The organism is Kushneria marisflavi (assembly GCF_002157205.1).
Taxonomy (GTDB): domain Bacteria; phylum Pseudomonadota; class Gammaproteobacteria; order Pseudomonadales; family Halomonadaceae; genus Kushneria; species Kushneria marisflavi.
In genome coordinates, this window is the sequence record NZ_CP021358.1 from 428,401 (window position 1) to 450,228 (window position 21,828).

A 21,828-nucleotide genomic window follows, 5' to 3' on the forward strand; every position below is an offset into this window, starting at 1 on the left:
GGTTGGGCCAACAGACGCTCGCGCCTGCAAGCCCTGTCATGACGGGCACAGCTCGGCTGCCAGCTGTAATGCCCCGTCGACGCTGCTGCCCTGTGCGGGCACCAGCCTGTGTTTGAGTGTTTCCGGCACTCGAGGGGCCAGTGCCGCCGCCAGACCGCCACACAGGGCCAGCGGCAGCTGTTCATCCTGATCCAGCGCCTGATACATGAGTGCAATATCCTCACCGGCCTGATCCAGCAGTGCCTGGGCGATGGGATGATCACCGTATTCAATAACCACCGGTGCCAGCGCGGCAAACCGGGTCTGGCTTACGTTTGAAAGCCAGTGTGTCAGCGTTGCGACAGACGACACGGGCGCGGAAGACAGCGACGACATTGCCTCACACAGCGCGCGGGAAAAATCGTCCGGCGGCGTGCGGCCATCCAGCGCATGCTGGGCATGGCGACTTGCTCTCAGACCCAGCCAGGCGCCGCTGGCTTCATCACCGGACGGGAAGCCATAGCCGCCCACACTGACGCGCCGACCATCGATATGCAGCGCCTCTCCCACACTACCGGTTCCCAGGGCAACGATGGCCCCCGGCTGCCCTCGATGGGCTCCCACCAGAGTAGTAAAGGCATCGCTTTCCAGTCTCAGGCCGGCCAATGCCGGGGAGGCCTGTAAAAAGGCCCCCCGCCACGCCCATTGATTGGCGCCTGCAAGCCCCAGTGCCAGCTGGCATCGCTCGATGGGCAGAGTGATGCCCAGCGCCTGCTGCGCACTGTCCAGCAGGGCCATGATCGTGTGCCAGGCCGGTGTCACGCCCAGCGCCAGACCGGAGGGGCCACCGGTCACCTCAACACAGCGGTCCTGCCACTGCGCCCTCAACCGGGTGCCACTGCCACCGCCGTCCACCCCTGCCAGCAGCACACCATCAGCGACCATCGCGCTGGATCTCCGCTGCAAGCTGCTGCGCCACGATCCAGGCCTGCTCGCCCATGATCAGATGCAGGCAGTGATCACCCAGAGGCTGCACACCGGCTGCTCCGAGTGTCGATAGTGCGTCATGATCAAGGCGTGATGGCTCACTCACCTCGAGACGCACCCGCGACAGCGCCACCAATTCGCTTCGACGCAGATTCCCCACCCCGCCCAGCGCTTCAAGCCAGCGAGAGAGATCGGCATCCTTCAGCGACGTCTGGGCAGGTGCTGTCTGCTCGGCAGATGGCGCCATGACGCGAGCCGTGTCCGGTACTTCCACCGCCTTGCCGCGCGCTTTCAGCGCCGCGCGGATATCCTCGGCCACGCCGTCGGCAATCGGGCCCATCACCACCTGCAGGTGACCACCCTTGAGCTTGAGCACGCCACGAGCGCCCAGACTCTTGAGCGTAGCCTCATCAATTTTCTCGACATCCTGAACCACCAGACGCAGCCGCGTGGTGCAGGCACCAACCGAAGTCAGGTTGTCGCCACCACCCAGCGCCGTCACGAAGGCCGGGCCGCGCGCCTGCACTTCCCCGTCATTTTCCATGGTCGGCGTCTGGGACACGTCTTCACGCCCCGGCGTTTTAAGATCGAAACGCACGATGGCCCAGCGAAAGATCATGTAATACAGCACCGCGTACAAAAGCCCGACCGGGATCAGCAGCCAACCCCGGCTGGAGAGCCCATAGGACAGCAGATAGTCAAAGGTGCCGGCCGAGAAGGTAAAGCCGAGCTTGACGCCCAGCCAGCTCATCAGTGCCATTGAAACGCCGGTCAGCACGGCGTGCACGGCATAGAGCGCGGGCGCCAGAAAGATAAAGGTAAATTCCAGTGGCTCGGTAATACCGGTCAGAAAGGCCGTCAACGCCAGTGAAAAGAGCATGCCGCCAACCCGGGCACGCTGATCCTTAGCGGCGGTGTGATACATCGCCAGCGCCGCCGCGGGCAGGCCGAACATCATCACCGGGAAAAACCCTGCCATGAAGCTCCCGGCGTTCGGGTCACCGGCAAAGAACCGGTGTAGATCGCCCGTGGCCCCCTCATAGTTGCCGAAAACAAACCACACCAGCGAGTTGAGCACGTGATGAAGGCCAGTCACGATCAAAAGCCGATTGAGTGTGCCGTAGACAAAAAGCCCCAGTTCACCGGAGTCGATCATCCACTGACCGCTCAGATCGATGGCGTGTTGCACCGGCGGCCAGATCCAGCCAAGCAGCCACCCCAGCGCCAGCGCGGTCAGCCCGGTCACAATCGGAATAAAGCGCCGCCCGGCAAAAAAGGCCAGATAATCGGGCAGCGCGATATTCTTGCAGCGGTTATACCAGAGCCCGGCCACGACGCCTGCGATGATCCCGGCCAGCACTCCCATATTGATATCGGGATTAAGGGCTTCAAGCACCGCCGTGATGACCAGATAGCCGATCGCCCCGGCCAGGCCCGCAGCGCCATTGCTGTCATCGGCGATGCCCACCGCCACGCCAATGGCAAAGATCAGCGGTAGATGTTCAAAAATGGCATTGCCGGCCTGGGCAATGAAGGCAATGTCGAGCAGATCGGGCTGGCCCATACGCAGCAAAAGCCCGGCAATCGGCAATACCGCAATCGGCAGCATCAGGGAGCGGCCCAACTGCTGAAGCGCCCCCATGGGATCAAATCGCATCATCGGATACTCCCCTGTCATTGGTGTTGGCATCCGGCGCGTCACTCAGCCACTGCTCAAGGCGCTGTCGCAGCGTGACACTGTCGATCGGCTCATTGAGCCACTCGCGCAGCGCCCGGGACAGTACAGCGCGATCCAGACGCCGGATACCGGCCTTGACGGCAGCGACGCGTGCCGGCTCCACCGACAGTTCATCCACGCCGAGGGCGACCAGCGCCGCCCAGGCCTGTGGATCACCCGCGGCGGCACCACATACGCCCACCGGACAACGGTGGGTAGAAGCCCCCTTGACGGTCAAATCAATCAATCGCAGTACCGCCGGGTGCAGAACATCGGCCCGCCCGGCCAGATCCGGGTCCTCGCGATCCATGGCCAGCGTGTACTGGGTGAGGTCATTGGTGCCGATGGAGAGGAAATCCGCCACGCGTGCGATCTGATCGGCGCACACGGCAGCCGCCGGTACCTCGATCATTGCCCCCAGCTCGGGCCGACCTTCAAGGTTCATCTCTCGCGCCAGGACCTCGATGCGCTCACGTACGGCCACAAGCTCTGCCGCATCACACACCATCGGCACCATGATACGCAGGCGGTCCAGTGGCCGAACCGACAGCAGCGCACGCAGCTGAACATCGAGCAGCGCCTGATGACGCGCCATCAGGCGAACGCCGCGCGTGCCCAGTGCCGGATTGGGCACCGAGGGCAGCGAGAGATAATCAAGCTGCTTGTCGGCGCCGATATCCAGCGTGCGAATAATGACCTGACGTGTGCCCATGCTGTCCAGCGCCTGCTGGTAGCTCTCGCGCTGCATCTCCTGATCCGGTGCCTGCGCGTGCGCCATGAAGAGGAACTCGCTGCGCATCAGGCCGATGCCGTCGGCGCCGGCATCAAACGCCGTACGCGCCTCTTCAGGGCCTGCGACATTGGCACAGACCTCGATCAACGCGTCGTCACGCGTGCGCGCCGGCTCATGCGCCATTTGCTGCTCAGCTACGGCCCGTGTCCGGTTCCGCTCGATCCGCTCGCGAGCCTCACTGAGCTGGTCCGCAGCAGGGCTGAAAATCAGCGCCCCGTTGTCGGCATCCAGAATCACGTCGCCGCCTTGGTGACGGCCCATGACCTCTATCAGCCCTGCTCCCATCGCGGCCAGGCAGGGCAATCCCCGGGCGCGAGCCAGCAGTGCCACGTGCGAGGTCGTGCCGCCACCCGCCAGGCAAAGACCGGCAGGCGAAACACGATCGAGTGCCAGCAGCTGCGAAGGCGTGATCTCTTCAAACATCACAATGGCACCCGGCGCGATCTCGATATGGCCGACCGCTGCCGCATCCGGAACCAATAACGCCACCAGACGCTCCTGCAGATCGCGCAGATCATCCGCGCGTGCCGCCAGCAGCCGACTCTCACTCTGACGCAATGCGATGATGCGGCCTTCCAGCACCTCGCGCCAGGCAAAGGCTGCGCTGCGCCCGGCCCGGATATGGGCCAGACTCTCCTCACGCAGGGCCGGGTCATCCAGCCAGGCCTGATGCGCTTCCAGAATGTCGGCTTCTTCGCGACGACCCTGACGGCGCGCCTGATCGATATCGGCGACCAGCGTGTCGTTGAGCGTGCTGATCGCCTGTACCAGCGCGCGCTCGGCCGTCTCAGCGCTCTCCTCACGATCAGCGTTGACCTCGATACGAGAATGCCCGGGCCGCACCAGCGGACCCACGGCCAGACCCGGGCTGGCCGTCAGCCCGTAACAGGTGGTGTCATTCTTCGTTGGCACGACAGCGGGCGTGGGGTCGGCAGGCTCACCGTGACCGGGATCATCCTCGGCGGCTTCCGGCGTGGTCAAAAGGGCTGCGGCTTCCCCCAGCGCAGCGGCGGCATCCGCACCGCGCGCGATAACGGCCAGCGTATCGCCGTGTCGCAGGGAAAGGCCCATCAACGCCGTCAGGCTGGCGGCATCGGCCTGATGTTCGCCACGCTCCAGCACCAGGGTGCAGCCGTGCTCCCGGGCGATGGCGCGAAGACGCGCCGCCGGACGCGCATGCAGTCCTGCTGCCAGCGCCAGCGTAACCTGTTCGCGGTATTCGTTATTGCTGCCGTCTCCCTTGCCTGTAGGCGATGCCTGCGATGTTGCCACCAGCGTCATCAATGCTGCACCACGCTCGATCACACGTCCGACAGGCACATCCATCAGCTCACAGCGCCACTGGTCGCTGCTGGTCACCACCAGCGGCGTGATGAGACTCAACGCCCGACAGGCCAGCAGATCCGCATCAAAATCCCATAACAGGTCACCTCGACGAACGCGATCTCCCGGTGCGACATGAACGGTGATGCCCTCGCCTTCCAGATCCACGGTATCAAGCCCCAAATGGATCAGAAGATCGCAGCCCTGATCGGTCTTGAGGGTCAGGGCGTGGCGGGTGCGCGCCAGATGTACGATTTCACCGTCACAAGGGGAGAAAAGCTGCGACTCCAGAGGCTCGAGCGCAATGCCCGGCCCCATGGTCTGCTGGGCAAAGACAGGATCAGGCACCTGATCAAGCGGTACCAGCACCGCTTTTAAAGGCGCATGAAGCTGCGTGCTGGCCGGCATCGGATCAGCGGTCTCGGACATGAGAGGGTCCTGTTGTCATTTTCATGGCGGGCGTCGTCATGGCCATCCTTTGAAACCTCACGCAGACAGGCCATCAGCGCGTCTGCGTGACCTTGTTGAGAAATTCGGGTCGGTCGGGATCATGCCCCGTTGCGCGCGATAGCGCCTCAATCATCAGATAAAAGCTCTGAATTGCACAAAGCGGTGCCAGGGCGTCATGAGGCGCGTCGGCAATGGTGAGATCACGCGAGGCTACCGCAGCATCGGCCGCCAGCAGCACACGAGCGCCCCGCTGGCGAAAGGTCTCGGCCAGCTCGACCAGCCCCTTCTGGGCGCTTCCCCTTGTCGCCAGAATCAGCACGGGATAATCGCGCCCCACCAGCGCCATTGGCCCGTGCTGCACCTCGGCCCCGCTGAAGGCTTCCGCCTGGATGACGCAGGTCTCCTTGAACTTGAGCGCCGCCTCCTGGGCGATGGGCAGACCGGCACCGCGGCCGATGACAAAAAGTCTGTCCACGTCCTTCAGTGCCTCCACGCCCTGTGCCCACTCAAGGTCACAGGCCTGCGACAGCGCCTCCGGCAGCGCGGCCAGCCCCTCCAGCAGAGGCTTGTCCTGCCGCCAGTGCGCCATTAATGAGGCACTGGCCGAGAGCGTGGCCATAAAGCTTTTGGTGGCGGCCACACTTTTTTCTTCCCCGGCCTGCAGATCGATCACGTGATCGGCCCCCTGGGCCAGCGGTGAATCCACGGCATTGACCATGGCAAGCGCCAGAGCACCGCCACCTTTCAGGGCCTTTTGTGCCTCGACAAGATCAAAGCTGCGTCCGGACTGCGATACGGCCAGTGACAGGGTGTTATCAAGTTGCCAGGCCGTGTCATCCAGCGTGCACAGCGACAGCGGCAATGAGGTGCAGGGTCGACCGGTCATCTGCATCATCAGCCGGGCAAAATAGCCGGCAGCGTGATCCGAACTGCCTCGGGCCACGGTGATCGCGCCATGAGGCGTTTGATGACGCAGTACGTCTCCCAGCTGCACCATGGTGTCGCGATTGACACGTGCCTGCTCGGCAATTCGTTGTGGCGCACTCAGCGCCTCGTCACGCATCAGGGACATGAGGATTCTCCAGGCTCTGAATCGACAAAAAATAGAACGCTATCCGGGTCACTCGATCACCTTGCGCCCGGCAACCCATACCTGCTGGACCTCAAGATTTGAGTCGAGCATCACGATATCGGCCCGGTGGGCCGGTGCCAGCACACCGCGATCACTCAACCCCAGATAGCGTGCCGGCCACAGCGACAGACGCTGGGACGCCTCTGCCAGCGTCAGCCCCAGATGAATCAGATTGCGAAGAGCCACATCCATGGTCAGCGCGCTGCCGGCCAGCCCACCATCAGCCAGCCGCACGCTGTCGCCGCGCTTGAATACCCGGTGCTCGCCCAGACGATACTCACCGTCAGGCATGCCGGCGGCAGACGTGGCATCGGTGACCACATAAAGATGCGGTATGGCGCGACGCGCAGCCAGCACGCCACCGGGCTCGACATGAATCAGATCACCGATCATCTCGGCGTAGTCGGCATGCGCCAGCGCCGCCCCCACCACGCCGGGTGCACGGTGGTGCAGACCGCTCATGGCATTATAAAGATGGGTAAATCCTCGGGCGCCCAGGCAAAGGGCTTTGACGCACTGATCATGTGTGGCCGCGGTGTGGCCCAGTTGCACCCTGACACCCCGGCCGGCCAGCACTTCGATCAGGGCCATGTGCCCCTCGATTTCCGGTGCGATGGTAATGACCCGAATGGGCGCCAGAGCATTGAGCTCATCAAACGCCTCAAGTGTCCCTGGCCGGGCATGGGGAGGCTGAGCACCCAGCATATCCGGGCTGATGAAGGGCCCCTCAAGATGCATGCCCAGGATGTCGGCGGCCTGTTCGGGCGGTGAGGCCATGACCCTTCCGGCATCCTGGAAAGCCTTGATCAGCGCTTCGCGCGAGGCCGTCATGCTGGTACCCAGCAGACTGGTCGTGCCAAAGCGGGCATGCGTGCGGGCCAGCACGGCCAGAGACTGTCCACCTTCCATGAGATCGGCACCACCACCGCCATGAACGTGCAGATCGATAAACCCCGGAATGATTCGCGGGGCATCATTGTCATCAGGGTTCACCGGCGCTCCGCTGATGCCGACGATTCGACCCCGTCGGAGCATCAGCTCACCCTTGAACCACCCCTCCGGCGTCAGTATGTTGCCTTCAAGTGTCATCGCCCATGTCCCATTTTGCCCATGCATGTCATGCGCTGAAGTGTTTCGATTGATATCCACTTGCGACACCCCAACTCAACAAGGATGTATCTTCAGCGCTGCCTTGCCTTCAGGCAAGGTTTGCAGATCCCCCATGCAATATCCCCGGACTAGAGGTATCCGTCATGACCACATTAATCATCGGTGCCAATGGCCAGATCGGTCGACGCCTTTGCGAACAGGCCGCCCAAAGCGGTCACGCCGTACGTGCCATGGTACGTGACGAGCAACAAAATACCTTTTTTGACTCGATCGGCGTCGAGACTGTCATGGGCGATCTGACCGGCGATATGGATCACGTCTTCGAGGGCTGCGATCAGGTGGTCTTTACCGCCGGCTCCGGTGGGGCCACCGGGCTGGACCATACCCTGATGGTGGATCTCAACGGTGCCATGCGCGCCGTTGATATAGCCCGGGAGCATGGTATTCGCCGGTTTCTCATGGTCAGCACGCTGCACGTCGACCCGCTCAAGGGCCCCGAGAAACTCAGGCCCTACCTGGTGGCCAAGCGCGCGGCAGACGCCTACCTGCAGGCCTCGGGCCTTGAACATGTCATCCTGCGGCCGGGTCGGCTCAGTGACGACCCCGGCACCGGTCACATCGAAACCGATCAGAGCAGAGCGAGCACCGGTGACGTCTCGCGCGACAATGTTGCGACCGCCATTTTGACGCTGCTCAAACGTCAGACATCCGCCCCTGAAGAGATTGTTTTGCTCGAGGGTGACCATCCCATCGACCAGGTGCTGGGATAACGTGGCGGCCCTTGCCACCATCAAGTGGCAAGGGTGCCTCTTTCACCGGCTCCTGTGAGGCCTTATAGTGGGCCCCCGATTCCCCAACCGATTAACGAGATGCTCTCGAACAACAGCCAGCTCGCCCAGCTCAAGCAACAGATCCGTGAAAAAACGCCCCGCGTGACCGGTGTGATCAAGGCCACCGACAAGGGCTACGGCTTTCTGGAAACCGACGACGGCCAGTCCTTTTTCGTGCCGCCCCCCGCCATGAAGCAGGTTGTACACGGTGATCGTGTCGAGGCCGTGCTCAATGAGGAGAAAGAACGCAAGAGTGTCGAGCCGGAAAGTCTGATCGAAGCCGGACTCAGTCGCTTCATCGGTCGCGTCAAAAAGCGTGACGGGCGTCTATCTGTCGTTCCTGATCATCCCTCCATCAATACAGCGCTGCGGGCTCGCACCCATCGCAGTATCGAGGAGAGCTCGCTCAACGAAGGTGACTGGGTGGTGGTTCATCTGCTTCGCCACCCGCTACGTGAAAACGATCGCGGCTTTTTCGTCCAGGTCGATGAGATCATCGCCGAAGGGACTCATCCGTCCGTCCCATGGCGGGTCACTCTGGCACGTCATGCGCTGGAGCAGGCTTCACCCGACGCCGGCGATCAATGGCCAATGCGTGAGGAGGGTCTGGAACGTCGTGATCTGACCGATGTGCCCTTTTTCACCATCGACAACGCCACGACCACCGACATGGACGATGCCCTCAGCGTCGAAGCACTGGACAACGGTCGCTTCCGCATGAAGGTCGCCATTGCCGACCCCACGGCCTATGTCGAACCGGGTGATCGCGTCGACCAGGAAGCCCGTCAGCGCGCCTTCACCGTCTATCTGCCGGGTCAGAACGTCACCATGCTGCCCGAGCCGCTGGCCGATGACCTGTGCTCGCTGAAGCAGGATGAAGACCGGCCTGCGCTGGTCTGTACGCTTGAAGTCGGTGCCGATGGCGTCATCGGTGAGTACCACTTTGAAGCGGCTACCGTACGCTCGAAGGCCCGCCTGAACTACGAGCAGGTCTCTGACTACATCGAGGCGCTTGAGGCAAGCACGACACCGGTTTGGGCGCCAATGTTTGAACAGGGCGAGGCGCAGCTCAAGGCGCTGGCCGGCCTGACGCAGGCACGCCAGAGCTGGCGTCAGCAGCATGCGCTGGTCTTTGCCGACCGCCCCGACTACGTCTTCAAGCTCGATGACACCGGCAACGTCCTTGATATCGTCACCGAAGAGCGCCGCATCGGCCATCGCATGGTGGAAGAGGCCATGATTGCGGCCAACGTCTGCTGCGCGAGTCTTCTCAGCGAGCACGTTGGCCATGGCATCTTCAACGTTCATCAGGGGATTGCCACTGAAAAGGCCGAGCAGGCTCAGGCATTTCTGGCCAGCCAGTCGGTTGAGGCGACCCAGGAACAGTTCAACGACATCGCCGCCTGGCGGACACTGCGCCATCAGCTCGATGAGCGCAAGGATGCCTGGCTTGATGCACGCCTTCGCCGCTTTCAGGGCTATAGCGTCATGCAGACAGAACCGGGCCCGCACTTCGGCATGGGGCTGCCGGCCTACGCAACATGGACGTCGCCGATCCGCAAATACGGCGACATGATCAATCACCGCCTGATCAAGCAGGTGCTGCGAGGTGACGCCGAGCACGACAAGGCAGCCGAAGTGGCCGTGACCGATCACCTGAGCGAGCGTCGTCGCCTGAACCGCATGGCAGAGCGTGACGTCAAGGACTGGCTCTATGTCCGCTATCTGGCCGATGCCGTGACCAGCGAGACACCCTTTGAAGGCGAAATCGTCGACATTCGCCGCGGCGGCCTGCGTGTTCGTCTGCCCGCCAACGGTGCCTCGGCCTTTGTCCCTGCTTCCATGCTGCACACCGACCGTGACGCCGTCAGCATCGATGACAAGGAAGGTCTGATTACCATCGACGGTGAATTGCGCTACCGTCTGGGCGACATGCTCAATGTCGTGCTGATTGAAGCCCGTGAAGAGACCCGGTCGCTGGTGGCACGCCCTGCCTGAACCACACGCTCGCCCTGATCATCAGGGCGAGCAGCTGTCGGCCTGACGACTACAGTCTGTTACCCGTTACAGCGGCAGTCATCAGATTGACACATTATACTAGGGCGCCTGCTGGTGACCTGCGCCCGGCAGTCATCCATTGTCCGATCAAATACGTGCGGTTCGAGGAGGGTTCGGCGTAGTGCATATTGCCGACATGACCATGTTTTATGCGCCATCCAGCGGTGGCGTGCGTACCTATCTCGATGCCAAACGCCGCCGTTTGAACGCAACCGACGATATTCGACATACGCTGCTGGTGCCGGGAGAGGCATATACGCGTCAGGAAGATGACCACCGGGTCAATGTGCCGGCGGCGCCTCTGCCGTTCAGCAATGGCTATCGCTTCCCCCTGACTCGAGGCCCGTGGCGTCGCGCCCTGCGCGATGTCAGACCGGATCTGATCGAGGCCGGTGACCCCTATACGGTGGGCTGGGCCGCCATTGCCGGAGCACGCGAGCTTGATATCCCGCTGGTGGCCTTTTATCACTCCGATCTGCCGACCATGATCAGCAACCGACTCGGCAACTGGTCGCGTCCGCTGATCAATACCTACATCAAACGGCTGTACGGCCACTATGATCGGGTGCTGGCCCCCAGTAACGTCATGGCGCAGCGTCTGGAAGGCCTGGGTATTCAAAACGTTCGCGTGCAGCCACTGGGCGTGGATCTAAAAACCTTTCACCCATCGCTTCGCGACGACAGCGTCAAGACCGAACTGGGGCTTTCCGAGGACACTCGACTGCTGGTATTTGCCGGGCGTGGCTCACAGGAAAAGAACCTTCATATCCTGCTGGAAGCGATGCAAAAGCTTGCCGACAGGGGCACACAGCCTTTTCATCTGCTGCTGGTCGGCTCGTCCATGCCCACTCAGGTGCCAGACAACGTGACGGTGATCAATCACTTCTGTCCGACCGCCGAGATCGCGCGCTATTTCGCCAGCAGCGATGCCCTACTGCATGCCGGTACGCAGGAGACCTTTGGTCTGGTCCTGCTGGAGGCCATGGCCTGCGGTATACCGGTCGTGGCTACCCGGGCCGGTGCGCTGGCAGAAAACGTGCCGGAGGGCTGTGGCATGCTGTGCCAGCCGCTGGACAGCGATGACATGGTAAAGAGCATTCTGGCCCTGTTTGAAAACGATGCCAGAGCCATGGGGCAGAAGGCGCGCGCCCATGTGGAGCGCCATCATGACTGGAACATTGTGGTGCAGGGCGTCACGCATCACTATCAGGAACTGCTGGGCATCAGCACGACGGCAGGAGCGAGCGTACAACATGGCTGAGCGTGAATTCGCATTGGTGCTTCACGATATTGCACCGGCTACCTGGCCCGATTACCGCTCCTTTGTCGAGGAGATCGATGGCATGGGTAGCGTGCCCATGACCTGGCTGGTGGTGCCCGACTTTCATCATCGAAGCAATACCTTCGAAGATGCCGGCATGTTACGTCTTTTGCATCAACGCAGGGCAAGAGGTGACGAACTGGCGCTGCACGGCTTCTATCACTGTGATGATGCACCGCCGCCGCGCACGCCCCGCGATTATTTCATGCGCAGGCTCTATACCTATGAAGGCGAGTTCTATCCCATCGGCTACGATGAGGCACTTGAACGCCTGGAGAGAGGCGCCGAGCTCTTTCGTCGCGAAGACTGGCCGCTGGATGGTTTTGTCGCGCCGGCCTGGCTTTTGGGCGATGGCGCACGCCAGGCGCTCAAAACCCAGGGATTCATTTACACCAGCGACCCGGAAAACCTTTATCGGCTGCCGGACTACACGGCCATCAAGGCGCCCTCACTGGTCTGGAGTGCTCGAAGTCGCTGGCGACGCGGCATGTCCTGGGTTGTCAATGAGCGGGCCCGCCGACGTCATCGTCATGAACCGTTGATTCGACTGGGTCTGCATCCGGTCGATATGCGCCATGACATTTCACGACGCTACTGGATTGATACGATTCGTCGTCTGCTGAGTGAGGGGTATCAGCCCACCACCAAGATCAGCTGGCTGAATCGTCAATCAAACTCGACGCCGATGAATACGGCAACGTCATGATCTCGAATATATCACCGCCCTGCATGGTGACATGTTCAGAGTTGACTCACTCCCAGATCCATTAATGTCATGAAAAGAACACTCTGGCTGCTGGTCGCGGGCCTTTTTGCTGTCCTGGCCATCCCTGTAATGCTGGGTGGACGTGACCTGCTGCACCTGCTTCCCGGCTTTCCGCCCGGGATTTTTGCTCTGATGCTCGGCATGGTGTTGCTGTGCTGGCTGCTCAATGGTGCCAAGCTCAGGGTCCTGCTGGCCGGACGCGCCGGTGAGATGGGCTTGATGCGTGCCACCGGGACCGTCATGGCGACCGAATTTGCCATCTGCGCCACTCCCGGCGGTAGTGGCGGCCCGCTCACCCTGATTGCCCTGCTGACTCGGCGCGGCGTGCGCCCGGCACAGACCACGGCCATCTTTGCCGTGGATCAAATCATCGATCTGCTGTTTTTCCTGTGTTCGATGATCGCCATGATGATCTATGTCATTACCCGCTCTATCGATGCCCGACTGGGCTGGATGCTGGTACTGCCGATGACCCTGCTGTGTCTGGCCCTGCTGGGCGTGGTCCTGATGGGGCGCTATCACCGACGCTTTCTGGTGGTATCCGGCAGGCTGCTAAGCAAAATGAAGGTCAGCCCGCGACTGCAGCAGACCATGGTTCGGCGCATTCTGATTTTCAAGAAGGCCTTTACCGAAACCCTACGACTCCCTCGCTCGGCTCTGGCGCTGGCCTTTGGACTCGGCATCGTGCACTGGATCGTGCGCTACAGCATTTTGTTCGTCACGCTTTACGGGCTGAATCAACATCTGGACTGGGCATGGACCTTCCTGGTGCAGATGCTGTCCATGGCGGCCGGCCAGCTGACGCTGCTACCAGGCGGCGCTGGTGGCGCCGAGCTGTCATCATCGGCACTGCTCGCACCCATGGTGGGCCAGAGCACGGCAGCAGCGGCCATTCTGATCTGGCGGGCGGTCACCTATTACTTCTATTTGATTGCGGGGGCACCGGTCTTCATGCTGATGGCCGGCCGCCCCCTGCTGAAAAAGGTTTTTGAAGGCCGCAAGGCGGAAAAGCCTTCAGATCTCTGATTCCGGGTGTTTCCAAAGCGCATAAAAAAGGGGGCCGGATGGCCCCCTTTTTCGCTCACGTGCTACCGCTGATTTACCAGCCGGTCGCTTCCTTGAGCTTATCACCGATTTCAGCCAGCGAACGCACCGTGCGAACACCTGCGGCTTCCAGCGCCTGGAACTTGTCGTCCGCAGTGCCCTTGCCACCGGCAATGATGGCGCCAGCATGGCCCATACGCTTGCCCGGAGGCGCAGTGACGCCTGCAATATAGGCGACTACCGGCTTGGTTACGTGCTCCTTGATGTACTGAGCCGCTTCCTCTTCTGCCGTACCGCCGATCTCGCCGATCATGACGATGGCTTCGGTTGCCGGATCCTTCTCGAACATCTCGAGGATGTCGATGAAGTTGGAACCCGGGATCGGGTCGCCACCGATACCGACACAGGTAGACTGACCAAAACCATGATCAGTCGTCTGCTTGACCGCTTCATAGGTCAGGGTACCGGAACGCGATACGATACCGACGCGACCGGGCTTGTGGATGTGGCCGGGCATGATGCCGATCTTCGACTGGCCAGGCGTGATCACGCCCGGGCAGTTGGGACCGATCAGGCGCACGCCGAGCTCATCACACTTGACCTTCACATCCAGCATATCCAGTGTCGGAATGCCTTCAGTGATGCAGATGATCAGCTTGATGCCTGCATTGGCCGCTTCAAGGATCGAATCCTTGCAGAAGGCTGCCGGCACGTAGATGACGGTCGCTTCTGCACCAGTCTGCTCGACGGCTTCAGCAACAGTGTTGAACACCGGCAGGCCAAGGTGGGTCTGACCGCCCTTGCCCGGTGTCACACCACCCACCATATTGGTGCCGTATTCAATGGCCTGTTCCGAGTGGAACGTGCCCTGACCACCGGTAAATCCCTGGCAGATTACCTTGGTGTTCTTGTCAATCAGGATACTCATTATTTGCCCTCCGCTGCTTTAACCACCTGCTGCGCCGCATCGGTCAGGCTGGTTGCTGCAATGATGTTGAGGCCGCTGTCGGCAAGCTTTTGCGTGCCCAGCTCAGCGTTGTTGCCTTCAAGGCGAACGACGACCGGCACGTTGACGCCAACCTGCTCTACGGCACCCATGATGCCTTCGGCAATCATGTCGCAGCGCACGATACCGCCAAAGATGTTGACCAGTACGGCCTTCACCGAGGTGTCGGACAGGATGATCTTGAACGCTTCTGCCACGCGCTCCTTGGTGGCACCGCCGCCAACATCAAGGAAGTTCGCCGGCTGACCGCCGGAGAGCTTGATGATGTCCATCGTACCCATGGCCAGGCCCGCGCCGTTGACCATGCAACCGATGTTGCCATCAAGCGCCACGTAGTTGAGTTCCCATTTCTGAGCGTTGGCTTCACGCTCATCTTCCTGGCTGGGATCGCGCATCTCTTCGAGATCGGGATGACGATACAGCGCGTTGCTGTCCAGGTTGATCTTGGCATCCAGGCAGTGCAGATCGCCGCTTTCGGTAATGACCAGCGGGTTGATCTCCAGCAGAGCAAAATCCTTGTCGGCAAACATTTTTGCCAGACCCAGGAAAATCTTGGTGAACTGCTTAATCTGGTCCTTGTTCAGGCCCAGCTTGAACGCCAGTTCACGCGCCTGATAGGGCTGCGGCCCGACCAGCGGATCGATTTCAGCCTTGAGGATCTTTTCCGGTGTCTCTTCAGCCACCTTCTCGATCTCGACACCACCTTCGGTGGAGGCCATGAACACGATGCGACGTGAACCACGATCCACTACCGCACCCAGATACAGCTCGGTAGCGATATCGGTGCAGTTTTCGACCAGAATCTTTGTGACCGGCTGGCCCTTTTCATCCGTTTGATAGGTGACAAGGTTCTTGCCTAGCCACTGCTCGGCGAAAGCGCTGGCTTCTTCGGGGCTGGTGACCAGCTTGACACCGCCTGCCTTGCCGCGACCACCGGCATGTACCTGTGCCTTGACGACCCAGCGTTCCCCGCCAATTTTCTGGCATGCCTTGGCTGCTTCTTCGGGGGTATCTACCGCGTACCCCTTGGAGACCGGCAGACCATAATCAGCAAATAACTGTTTTGACTGATACTCGTGAAGATTCATCGTCTCATGCCATTGGTTGCATTGGACTCGATCGATGGGGCGATGACCAGCGGCCTGTCACCCCATCCCGATTCACTTCGGCGACGACCGAAGTGAGGTTAACGTCAATGTCGATGCATTAACGCTTTTTGCGGTTTGCCATATGAATGGCGTGACCTTCGACTGCCAGTGCTGCTTCGTGAACGGCTTCAGACAGTGTCGGGTGGGCAAAGCAGGTCAGTGCGAGGTCTTCGGCACTGGAGCCAAACTCCATGGCGATCACGCCCTGGGCAATCAGTTCACCAGCGTGCTGGCCAATGATGTGAACCCCCAGGATACGGTCGGTGCTGGCATCAGTGACGACCTTGGCCATGCCTTCGGTGGCATTGTTGGCCATGGCACGGCCGCTGGCCGAGAACGGGAAGACACCCGACTTGACCTCGAAGCCTTCCTTCTTCGCCTGTTGCTCGCTCATGCCAACCCAGGCGACTTCAGGAGCGGTGTAGATGACGCTCGGGATGGCGTCATAGTTCATCTGGGCCTTTTCGCCGTGGATGATATCAGCGACCATCATGCCCTCTTCCGACCCCTTGTGGGCCAGCATCGGGCCGCGAACCACGTCACCAATGGCAAATACACCCGGTGCGTTGGTCTGGCAGGTATCATCCACCTGGATGAAGCCACGCTCATCAAGCTCAACGCCGGTACCATCGGCCAGCAGATTCTGCGTATAGGGACGACGGCCGACGCAGACGATCAGCTTGTCGAACGTCTGCTCCTGCTCGCCGTTGCTGTCGGTATACTTCACGACAACTTCGCTGTCCTTGATATCGGTACCAGTCACGCGGGCGCCGAGACGAATATCAAGGCCCTGCTTGCCAAGCAGCTTCTTGGTTTCCTTGGCGATCTGGTCATCGACCACCGGCAGGAAGCTGTCCATCGCCTCAAGAACAGTGACCTCACTACCCAGACGATTCCAGACGCTTCCCAGCTCAAGACCGATAACACCGGCGCCGATAACGCCGAGACGCTTGGGTACTTCCTGGAATTCCAGAGCGCCGGAAGAGTCAACGATCAGGCCTTCAGTCAGCGGTGCCGGCGGGATTTCAACCGGAACACTCCCGGAAGCGATGACCACGTTTTCCGCTTCATGGGTTTCGCTGTTGCCGTCGTGCCCGGTAACTTCGACCTTCTTGCCGGGCAGCAGCTTGCCGGTACCTTCAAGGGCGGTCACACCGTTGGCCTTGAACAGGGCGCTGATACCGCCGGTCAGATTGGCAACGGTCTTTTCCTTTCGGGCCATCATCTTTTTGACGTCCATCTGAACGTCACTGACTTCGATACCCAGCTCGCTGTAATCATCACGAGCTTCGACGTACTTGTGGGATGTTTCCAGCAGCGCCTTGGAAGGAATGCAGCCCACATTCAGACAGGTGCCACCGTGCACGGTCTTGCCACTCTTGTTGACCCACTTTTCAACGCAGGCAACCTTCATGCCCAGCTGGGCAGCACGAATTGCGGCAACATAGCCTCCGGGGCCAGCGCCGATCACGATGACATCAAATTTATCAGCCATGTGTATCCCTGTTCGGTTCATTGTCGATCACCCTGCATCTCGCCGATGATCGGTATAAAACAGCCCGCCCGGTACGAGACCGGGCGGGATTTGAAGGCTTAAACGTCAAGCAGGAAACGTGCAGGATCCTCAAGCAGGCTCTTGATGGCCACGAGGAACTGAACCGCGTCCTTTCCATCGATCATGCGGTGATCGTAGGAAAGCGCCAGATACATCATCGGGCGGATCTCGACCTTGCCGTTGATCGCCATCGGACGCTCCTGGATCTTGTGCATCCCCAGAATGGCCGTCTGCGGCGGATTGAGGATCGGCGTCGACATCAGCGAGCCGAAGATACCGCCGTTGGTGATGGTAAAGGTACCGCCCTGCATGTCTTCGATACCGAGCTTGCCATCGCGGCCACGCTTGCCGAAGTCACCGATCGTTTTTTCGACATCGGCCAGCTTCATGGAATCCGTATCACGCAGTACCGGCACCACCAGACCACGCGGTGTAGAAACGGCAACACCGATATCCTGATAGCCGTGATAGACAATATCAGTGCCGTCAATGGAAGCGTTGACGTCCGGGAAGCGCTTGAGCGCTTCTGTAGCCGCCTTGACGAAGAAGCCCATAAAGCCAAGCTTCACGTCGTGCGCCTTGAGGAAGTCATCCTTGTACTGGCTGCGCAGCGACATGACCGCGCTCATGTCCACCTCGTTATAGGTGGTGAGCATGGCAGCAGTCTGCTGAGCCTGTACCAGACGCTTGGCAATGGTCTGACGCAGACGGCTCATCGGCACACGCTGTTCCGGGCGCTCGCCCTGAATGGCGGCGCCTGCCGGCGCTGCGGCCTTCTGAGACACACCGGCACCAGAAGAAGCTGACGGCTTCTCACCACCACCCTTTTTGGCACTGCCGGCATCGATGGCCTTTTGCACGTCTTCCTTCAGAATGCGGCCACCCTTGCCGGTGCCCTCGATTCTGTTAACGTCAAGATCGTGTTCGGCCACCAGCTTGCGAGCTGCCGGGGCGAGCACCTTGTCACCGACCTTCTCATCCTGCTCGGCGTTGGCATCACCCGATTCGGCCTGGCTGTCATCACCACGGGATTCGGCAGAGGCACCTGCGGCATCACCACCACCTTCACCGAAGCGTGCCAGTACCTGCTCGGAGGTCACCTGGCTGCCTTCTTCGGCAAGAATTTCGGTCAGAGCGCCATCAGAAGGTGCAACCACTTCCAGCACGACCTTGTCGGTTTCAATCTCGGCCAGCACTTCGTCGCGCTTGACCGAATCACCTACCTTCTTGTTCCAGCTGGCAACGGTACCTTCCTGAACGGATTCAGGGAAGGAAGGTGCCTTGACGTCAACCGAGGCGCCGGCAGCCGACGACTTGCTGTCGCTTTTGCTGGCGTCTGCGGGCTTGTCGGAAGATGCCTTGCCTTCCTTGCCCTGCTCGGCCTTTTTCTCACCCTGCGGTGCAGACTGGCCACCTTCGCCCAGACGACCCAGTACCTGCTCGGATTCGCAGGTCTCGCCTTCCTGTACGGTAATTTCTTCTACCGTACCGTCAGCCGGGGCGACGACTTCGAGCACCACCTTGTCGGTTTCGATTTCAACAATCAGTTCGTCACGCGAGACACTGTCTCCCGGCTTTTTATGCCAGGTAGCCACGGTCCCTTCCGCAACGGATTCGGGAAAGCTTGGCGCCTTGATGTCTGTTGCCATGATTATTCCTTAATATCCTCTTCTCGGTAGCCGGCAATCGCGGCACTCATGTTCCTGAGCTTTCAGGCGCTCAACCGTTGAACGCCTTGTCTACCAGCGATCGCTGCTGCTCACTATGTACTGCCATATATCCAGCCGCCGGAGCTGCCGATTCGGCACGGCCTGCAAAGCCAAGCTCACTTCCCAGCCCGGATTTCACCTTATCAGCCACCTTTCGCATGTGATGCTGACTTTGATACCAGGCGCCCTGGTTCTTGGGCTCTTCCTGACACCAGACCACACGCTCAAGGTTGGTATAGCTTTCGATGGCAGCAAAAAGTGACTCTTCCGGGAACGGATAAAGCTGCTCGATACGAATAATGGCAGTATCAAAACGCTCGTTTTCCGCCCGCCAGGTGGCAAGATCATAGTAAACCTTGCCAGAGCAGAAGATCACACGCGTGACCTTCTCGGCCTCAAGCTTGCCCTGGTCCGGAATGACCATCTGGAAACGACCATCGGAAAGGTCTTCCAGCGAAGAAGTTGCATCCTTGTGACGCAGGAGACTCTTGGGGGACATGATGATCAGCGGCTTGCGCAGCCCACGAATGACCTGACGTCTCAGCAGATGGAAAATCTGTGCCGGCGTGGTCGGAACACAAACCTGCATGTTTTCTTCGGCACACAGCTGCAGAAAACGCTCAAGACGCGCCGATGAGTGCTCGGGGCCCTGACCTTCATAGCCATGGGGCAGTAGCAGGGTCAGACCACACAGACGTCCCCACTTGGTTTCGCCCGATGAGATAAACTGGTCGATCACCACCTGAGCGCCGTTGGCGAAGTCACCAAACTGTGCTTCCCAAGCAATCAATGCATTGGGCGTGGTCGTGGCGTAGCCGTACTCGAACGCCATGGCACCTTCCTCGGACAGGAAGGAGTCATAGATCGTAAAGTCAGGCTGATTGGGCTTGAGATGACAAAGCGGTGTCCATATCGAACCATCCTTCTGGTTATGTACAACCGCATGGCGGTGAGAGAAGGTCCCCCGCCCTGTATCCTGCCCCGTCAGACGTATCGGATGCCCTTGATCAATCAGGGTGGCGTAGGCCAGCGTTTCAGCAAATCCCCAATTGATGCCCAGGCTGCCAGCGATCATCTTGCGGCGGTCTTCATAGACCTTGGCGACCTGACGCTGTGTATCGACATCATCAGGGATGTCACACATCTTGGTCGCCAGCTCCTGCATGCGCTTGAGATCGAAGGACGTATCGGACTCACCGGTCCAGCGATGCCCCAGGTAAGGTGTCCAGTCAACGAAGAGGTTGCTGTTGGGCTCCTGAACCAGCGCGTTGGCGACGTGATTGCCGTTATCGAGATCTTCTCGATAGCCGTCAACCAGCCCCTTGACCTCGTCCTCATCCAGCACACCCTCTTCTACCAGACGGCGGGCATAGATCGTACGTGAGCTGTCGTGGCTCTTGATCTTTTGATACATGAGCGGCTGGGTACCGGAGGGCTCATCCGCTTCATTGTGACCACGACGGCGATAGCAGATGAGATCGATGACCACATCCTTCTTGAACTGCTGGCGATAGTCGATGGCCACCTGGGTCGCATGTAACACCGCATCAGGATCATCACCATTCACGTGGAAGATTGGTGACTGAACCATCTTGGCGATATCGGTGCAATATTCGGTAGAACGCGCATCGTCACGACGGGAGGTCGTAAAACCGACCTGGTTGTTAATGACAATGTGAACCGTGCCACCAGTCTTGTAGCCGCGCAGCTGCGACATCTGGAAGGTTTCCATGACGACGCCCTGACCGGCGACTGCGGCGTCACCATGCACGACCAATGGCAGCACCTGGTCGCCCTCACTGTCTTCACGACGATCCTGACGCGCCCTTACCGAACCTTCGACGACCGGGGTCACGATCTCAAGATGTGACGGGTTGAAGGCCAGCGCCAGATGCACTTCACCACCGGGCGTCATGACATTGGAACTGAAACCCTGGTGATACTTCACATCCCCGGAGCCGTGTTCGAGCATCTTCTTGCCGTCAAACTCATCGATCAGCTCGCTCGGACTCTTGCCGAGAATGTTGACCAGAAGATTGAGACGGCCACGGTGCGCCATACCGATCACGACTTCACGCACGCCATAGTTGCCAGAGCGCTGAATCAGTTCATCCACCATCGGGATAAAACTTTCGCCGCCTTCCAGACCAAAGCGTTTGGTCCCCGGGTACCGGCTGGCGAGGTAATTTTCAAGACCTTCCGCCGCGGTCAGACGTTCCAGTACGTGCTTGCGCACATCAGCCGAATAGTCGGGTTTGGAGCGCACCGACTCAAACCGCTGTTCCAGCCAGCGCTTTTCTTCGGTATTGACGATGTGCATGAACTCACAGCCGATCGAGCGACAGTAGGTCTGCTCAAGCGCCTGGATAATCTCTTTCAGCGGTGCACTGTCCTTGCCAATAAACAGGGAACCGGTCTGAAACTCGGTATCCATGTCGGCATCGGAAAGCTGGTGAAAGGAGAGTTCAAGATCAGGGACGGTTTCCGCAACACGCAACCCCAAAGGATCAATATCAGCCTTCTGGTGGCCTCTGAACCGATAGGCATTGATGAGCTGAAGAACGCGAACCTGCTTTCGGTTGGTTTCTTCGTTTTCAGCGTTGCCTGACGCTATCGGCGCCAGAGAACGACGCTCACGAGCGAGGTGATAGAACTGATCGCGAATCGGGGCAAGGGGAACGTCCCGGGAGGGGCCACCATCATAGCCGGGGAGGCTGTCGAAGTACTGTCGCCACTCATCGGGGACAGACTGAGGATCGGAAAGATATTGCTCGTAAAGCTCTTCAACGTAATGGGCGTTGCTCCCGCTCATATGCGAGGTACGCCACATTAATTCCATTATGCCTTCTTGCATCGCTCAATCACCCTGGGTCTGGGGTGGGGTCAGTAATCGCAGTCAG

15 protein-coding genes are annotated in these 21,828 nt (G+C 60.1%); 5 read left to right on the forward strand and 10 right to left on the reverse strand.

From position 1 onward, the window contains the following. Nucleotides 1-36: 36 nt before the first annotated feature. The 5 genes from B9H00_RS02050 to nagA all read right to left on the reverse strand — a co-directional run bounded on the left by B9H00_RS02050 (nt 37) and on the right by nagA (nt 7,470). Nucleotides 37-924, reverse strand: a complete 888-nt coding sequence (locus B9H00_RS02050) for a BadF/BadG/BcrA/BcrD ATPase family protein (protein WP_086899259.1) — start codon at nt 922-924, stop codon at nt 37-39. Further along, nucleotides 914-2,626, reverse strand: a complete 1,713-nt coding sequence (gene nagE / locus B9H00_RS02055; protein ID WP_211329548.1) for an N-acetylglucosamine-specific PTS transporter subunit IIBC — start codon at nt 2,624-2,626, stop codon at nt 914-916. The genes B9H00_RS02050 and nagE overlap by 11 nt, the downstream gene beginning before the upstream one ends. Further along, complete coding sequence (gene ptsP / locus B9H00_RS02060) at nt 2,613-5,228, reverse strand: phosphoenolpyruvate--protein phosphotransferase (RefSeq protein WP_236944336.1); 2,616 nt, start codon at nt 5,226-5,228, stop codon at nt 2,613-2,615. Before ptsP ends, nagE begins: the two co-directional genes overlap by 14 nt. A 73-nt stretch (nt 5,229-5,301) precedes the next feature. Beyond that, the gene (locus B9H00_RS02065; protein WP_211329549.1) at nt 5,302-6,321 is read right to left on the reverse strand and encodes an SIS domain-containing protein; all 1,020 of its coding nucleotides are present in this window, start codon (nt 6,319-6,321) and stop codon (nt 5,302-5,304) included. A 48-nt stretch (nt 6,322-6,369) separates the two neighbouring features. Next, the gene (gene nagA / locus B9H00_RS02070) at nt 6,370-7,470 is read right to left on the reverse strand and encodes an N-acetylglucosamine-6-phosphate deacetylase (RefSeq protein WP_086899260.1); all 1,101 of its coding nucleotides are present in this window, start codon (nt 7,468-7,470) and stop codon (nt 6,370-6,372) included. A gap of 164 nt (nt 7,471-7,634) precedes the next feature. Between nagA and B9H00_RS02075 the strand changes: the two genes are divergently transcribed. From B9H00_RS02075 to B9H00_RS02095, 5 genes are all read left to right on the forward strand, one after another. Further along, on the forward strand, nt 7,635-8,261 hold the full coding sequence (locus B9H00_RS02075; RefSeq protein ID WP_086899261.1) for an SDR family oxidoreductase: 627 nt from the start codon (nt 7,635-7,637) through the stop codon (nt 8,259-8,261). Nucleotides 8,262-8,360: 99 nt separating this feature from the next. Beyond that, on the forward strand, nt 8,361-10,319 hold the full coding sequence (locus B9H00_RS02080) for an exoribonuclease II (protein WP_086899262.1): 1,959 nt from the start codon (nt 8,361-8,363) through the stop codon (nt 10,317-10,319). A 181-nt stretch (nt 10,320-10,500) separates the two neighbouring features. Continuing rightward, nucleotides 10,501-11,640 (forward strand): glycosyltransferase family 4 protein, encoded by a 1,140-nt coding sequence (locus B9H00_RS02085; protein ID WP_086899263.1) that lies wholly within the window; start codon nt 10,501-10,503, stop codon nt 11,638-11,640. Continuing rightward, nucleotides 11,633-12,406 carry a DUF2334 domain-containing protein gene (locus B9H00_RS02090; protein ID WP_086899264.1) on the forward strand — a complete coding sequence of 258 codons (774 nt, stop codon included), beginning with the start codon at nt 11,633-11,635 and terminating at the stop codon, nt 12,404-12,406. The genes B9H00_RS02085 and B9H00_RS02090 overlap by 8 nt, the downstream gene beginning before the upstream one ends. Nucleotides 12,407-12,475: 69 nt before the next feature. Continuing rightward, on the forward strand, nt 12,476-13,492 hold the full coding sequence (locus tag B9H00_RS02095; protein WP_086899265.1) for a lysylphosphatidylglycerol synthase transmembrane domain-containing protein: 1,017 nt from the start codon (nt 12,476-12,478) through the stop codon (nt 13,490-13,492). A gap of 73 nt (nt 13,493-13,565) precedes the next feature. Here the strand turns inward: B9H00_RS02095 and sucD are convergent, their stop codons facing one another. From sucD to B9H00_RS02120, 5 genes are all read right to left on the reverse strand, one after another. After that, nucleotides 13,566-14,438 carry a succinate--CoA ligase subunit alpha gene (sucD, locus tag B9H00_RS02100; protein WP_086899266.1) on the reverse strand — a complete coding sequence of 291 codons (873 nt, stop codon included), beginning with the start codon at nt 14,436-14,438 and terminating at the stop codon, nt 13,566-13,568. Continuing rightward, a complete protein-coding gene (gene sucC / locus B9H00_RS02105; RefSeq protein ID WP_086899267.1) occupies nt 14,438-15,604 on the reverse strand; it encodes an ADP-forming succinate--CoA ligase subunit beta in 1,167 nt (388 codons plus the stop codon). The genes sucD and sucC overlap by 1 nt, the downstream gene beginning before the upstream one ends. Nucleotides 15,605-15,722: 118 nt before the next feature. Further along, nucleotides 15,723-17,159, reverse strand: coding sequence for a dihydrolipoyl dehydrogenase (gene lpdA / locus B9H00_RS02110; RefSeq protein ID WP_086899268.1), 1,437 nt, complete (start codon nt 17,157-17,159; stop codon nt 15,723-15,725). A 98-nt stretch (nt 17,160-17,257) separates the two neighbouring features. Beyond that, complete coding sequence (gene odhB, locus B9H00_RS02115) at nt 17,258-18,868, reverse strand: 2-oxoglutarate dehydrogenase complex dihydrolipoyllysine-residue succinyltransferase (protein WP_086899269.1); 1,611 nt, start codon at nt 18,866-18,868, stop codon at nt 17,258-17,260. A gap of 70 nt (nt 18,869-18,938) precedes the next feature. Beyond that, nucleotides 18,939-21,782 carry a 2-oxoglutarate dehydrogenase E1 component gene (locus B9H00_RS02120; RefSeq protein ID WP_086899270.1) on the reverse strand — a complete coding sequence of 948 codons (2,844 nt, stop codon included), beginning with the start codon at nt 21,780-21,782 and terminating at the stop codon, nt 18,939-18,941. Nucleotides 21,783-21,828: the final 46 nt, after the last annotated feature.

Coding starts and splice junctions, on each gene's coding strand:
- ptsP (WP_236944336.1), bottom strand. CDS start 5,228: ATGTCCGAGACCGCTGATCCGATGCCGGCCAGCACGCAGCTTCATGCG.
- nagE (WP_211329548.1), bottom strand. CDS start 2,626: ATGATGCGATTTGATCCCATGGGGGCGCTTCAGCAGTTGGGCCGCTCC.
- sucC (WP_086899267.1), bottom strand. CDS start 15,604: ATGAATCTTCACGAGTATCAGTCAAAACAGTTATTTGCTGATTATGGT.
- lpdA (WP_086899268.1), bottom strand. CDS start 17,159: ATGGCTGATAAATTTGATGTCATCGTGATCGGCGCTGGCCCCGGAGGC.
- B9H00_RS02075 (WP_086899261.1), top strand. CDS start 7,635: ATGACCACATTAATCATCGGTGCCAATGGCCAGATCGGTCGACGCCTT.
- B9H00_RS02090 (WP_086899264.1), top strand. CDS start 11,633: ATGGCTGAGCGTGAATTCGCATTGGTGCTTCACGATATTGCACCGGCT.
- B9H00_RS02080 (WP_086899262.1), top strand. CDS start 8,361: ATGCTCTCGAACAACAGCCAGCTCGCCCAGCTCAAGCAACAGATCCGT.
- B9H00_RS02065 (WP_211329549.1), bottom strand. CDS start 6,321: ATGTCCCTGATGCGTGACGAGGCGCTGAGTGCGCCACAACGAATTGCC.
- nagA (WP_086899260.1), bottom strand. CDS start 7,470: ATGACACTTGAAGGCAACATACTGACGCCGGAGGGGTGGTTCAAGGGT.
- sucD (WP_086899266.1), bottom strand. CDS start 14,438: ATGAGTATCCTGATTGACAAGAACACCAAGGTAATCTGCCAGGGATTT.
- B9H00_RS02120 (WP_086899270.1), bottom strand. CDS start 21,782: ATGCAAGAAGGCATAATGGAATTAATGTGGCGTACCTCGCATATGAGC.
- B9H00_RS02050 (WP_086899259.1), bottom strand. CDS start 924: ATGGTCGCTGATGGTGTGCTGCTGGCAGGGGTGGACGGCGGTGGCAGT.
- odhB (WP_086899269.1), bottom strand. CDS start 18,868: ATGGCAACAGACATCAAGGCGCCAAGCTTTCCCGAATCCGTTGCGGAA.
- B9H00_RS02095 (WP_086899265.1), top strand. CDS start 12,476: ATGAAAAGAACACTCTGGCTGCTGGTCGCGGGCCTTTTTGCTGTCCTG.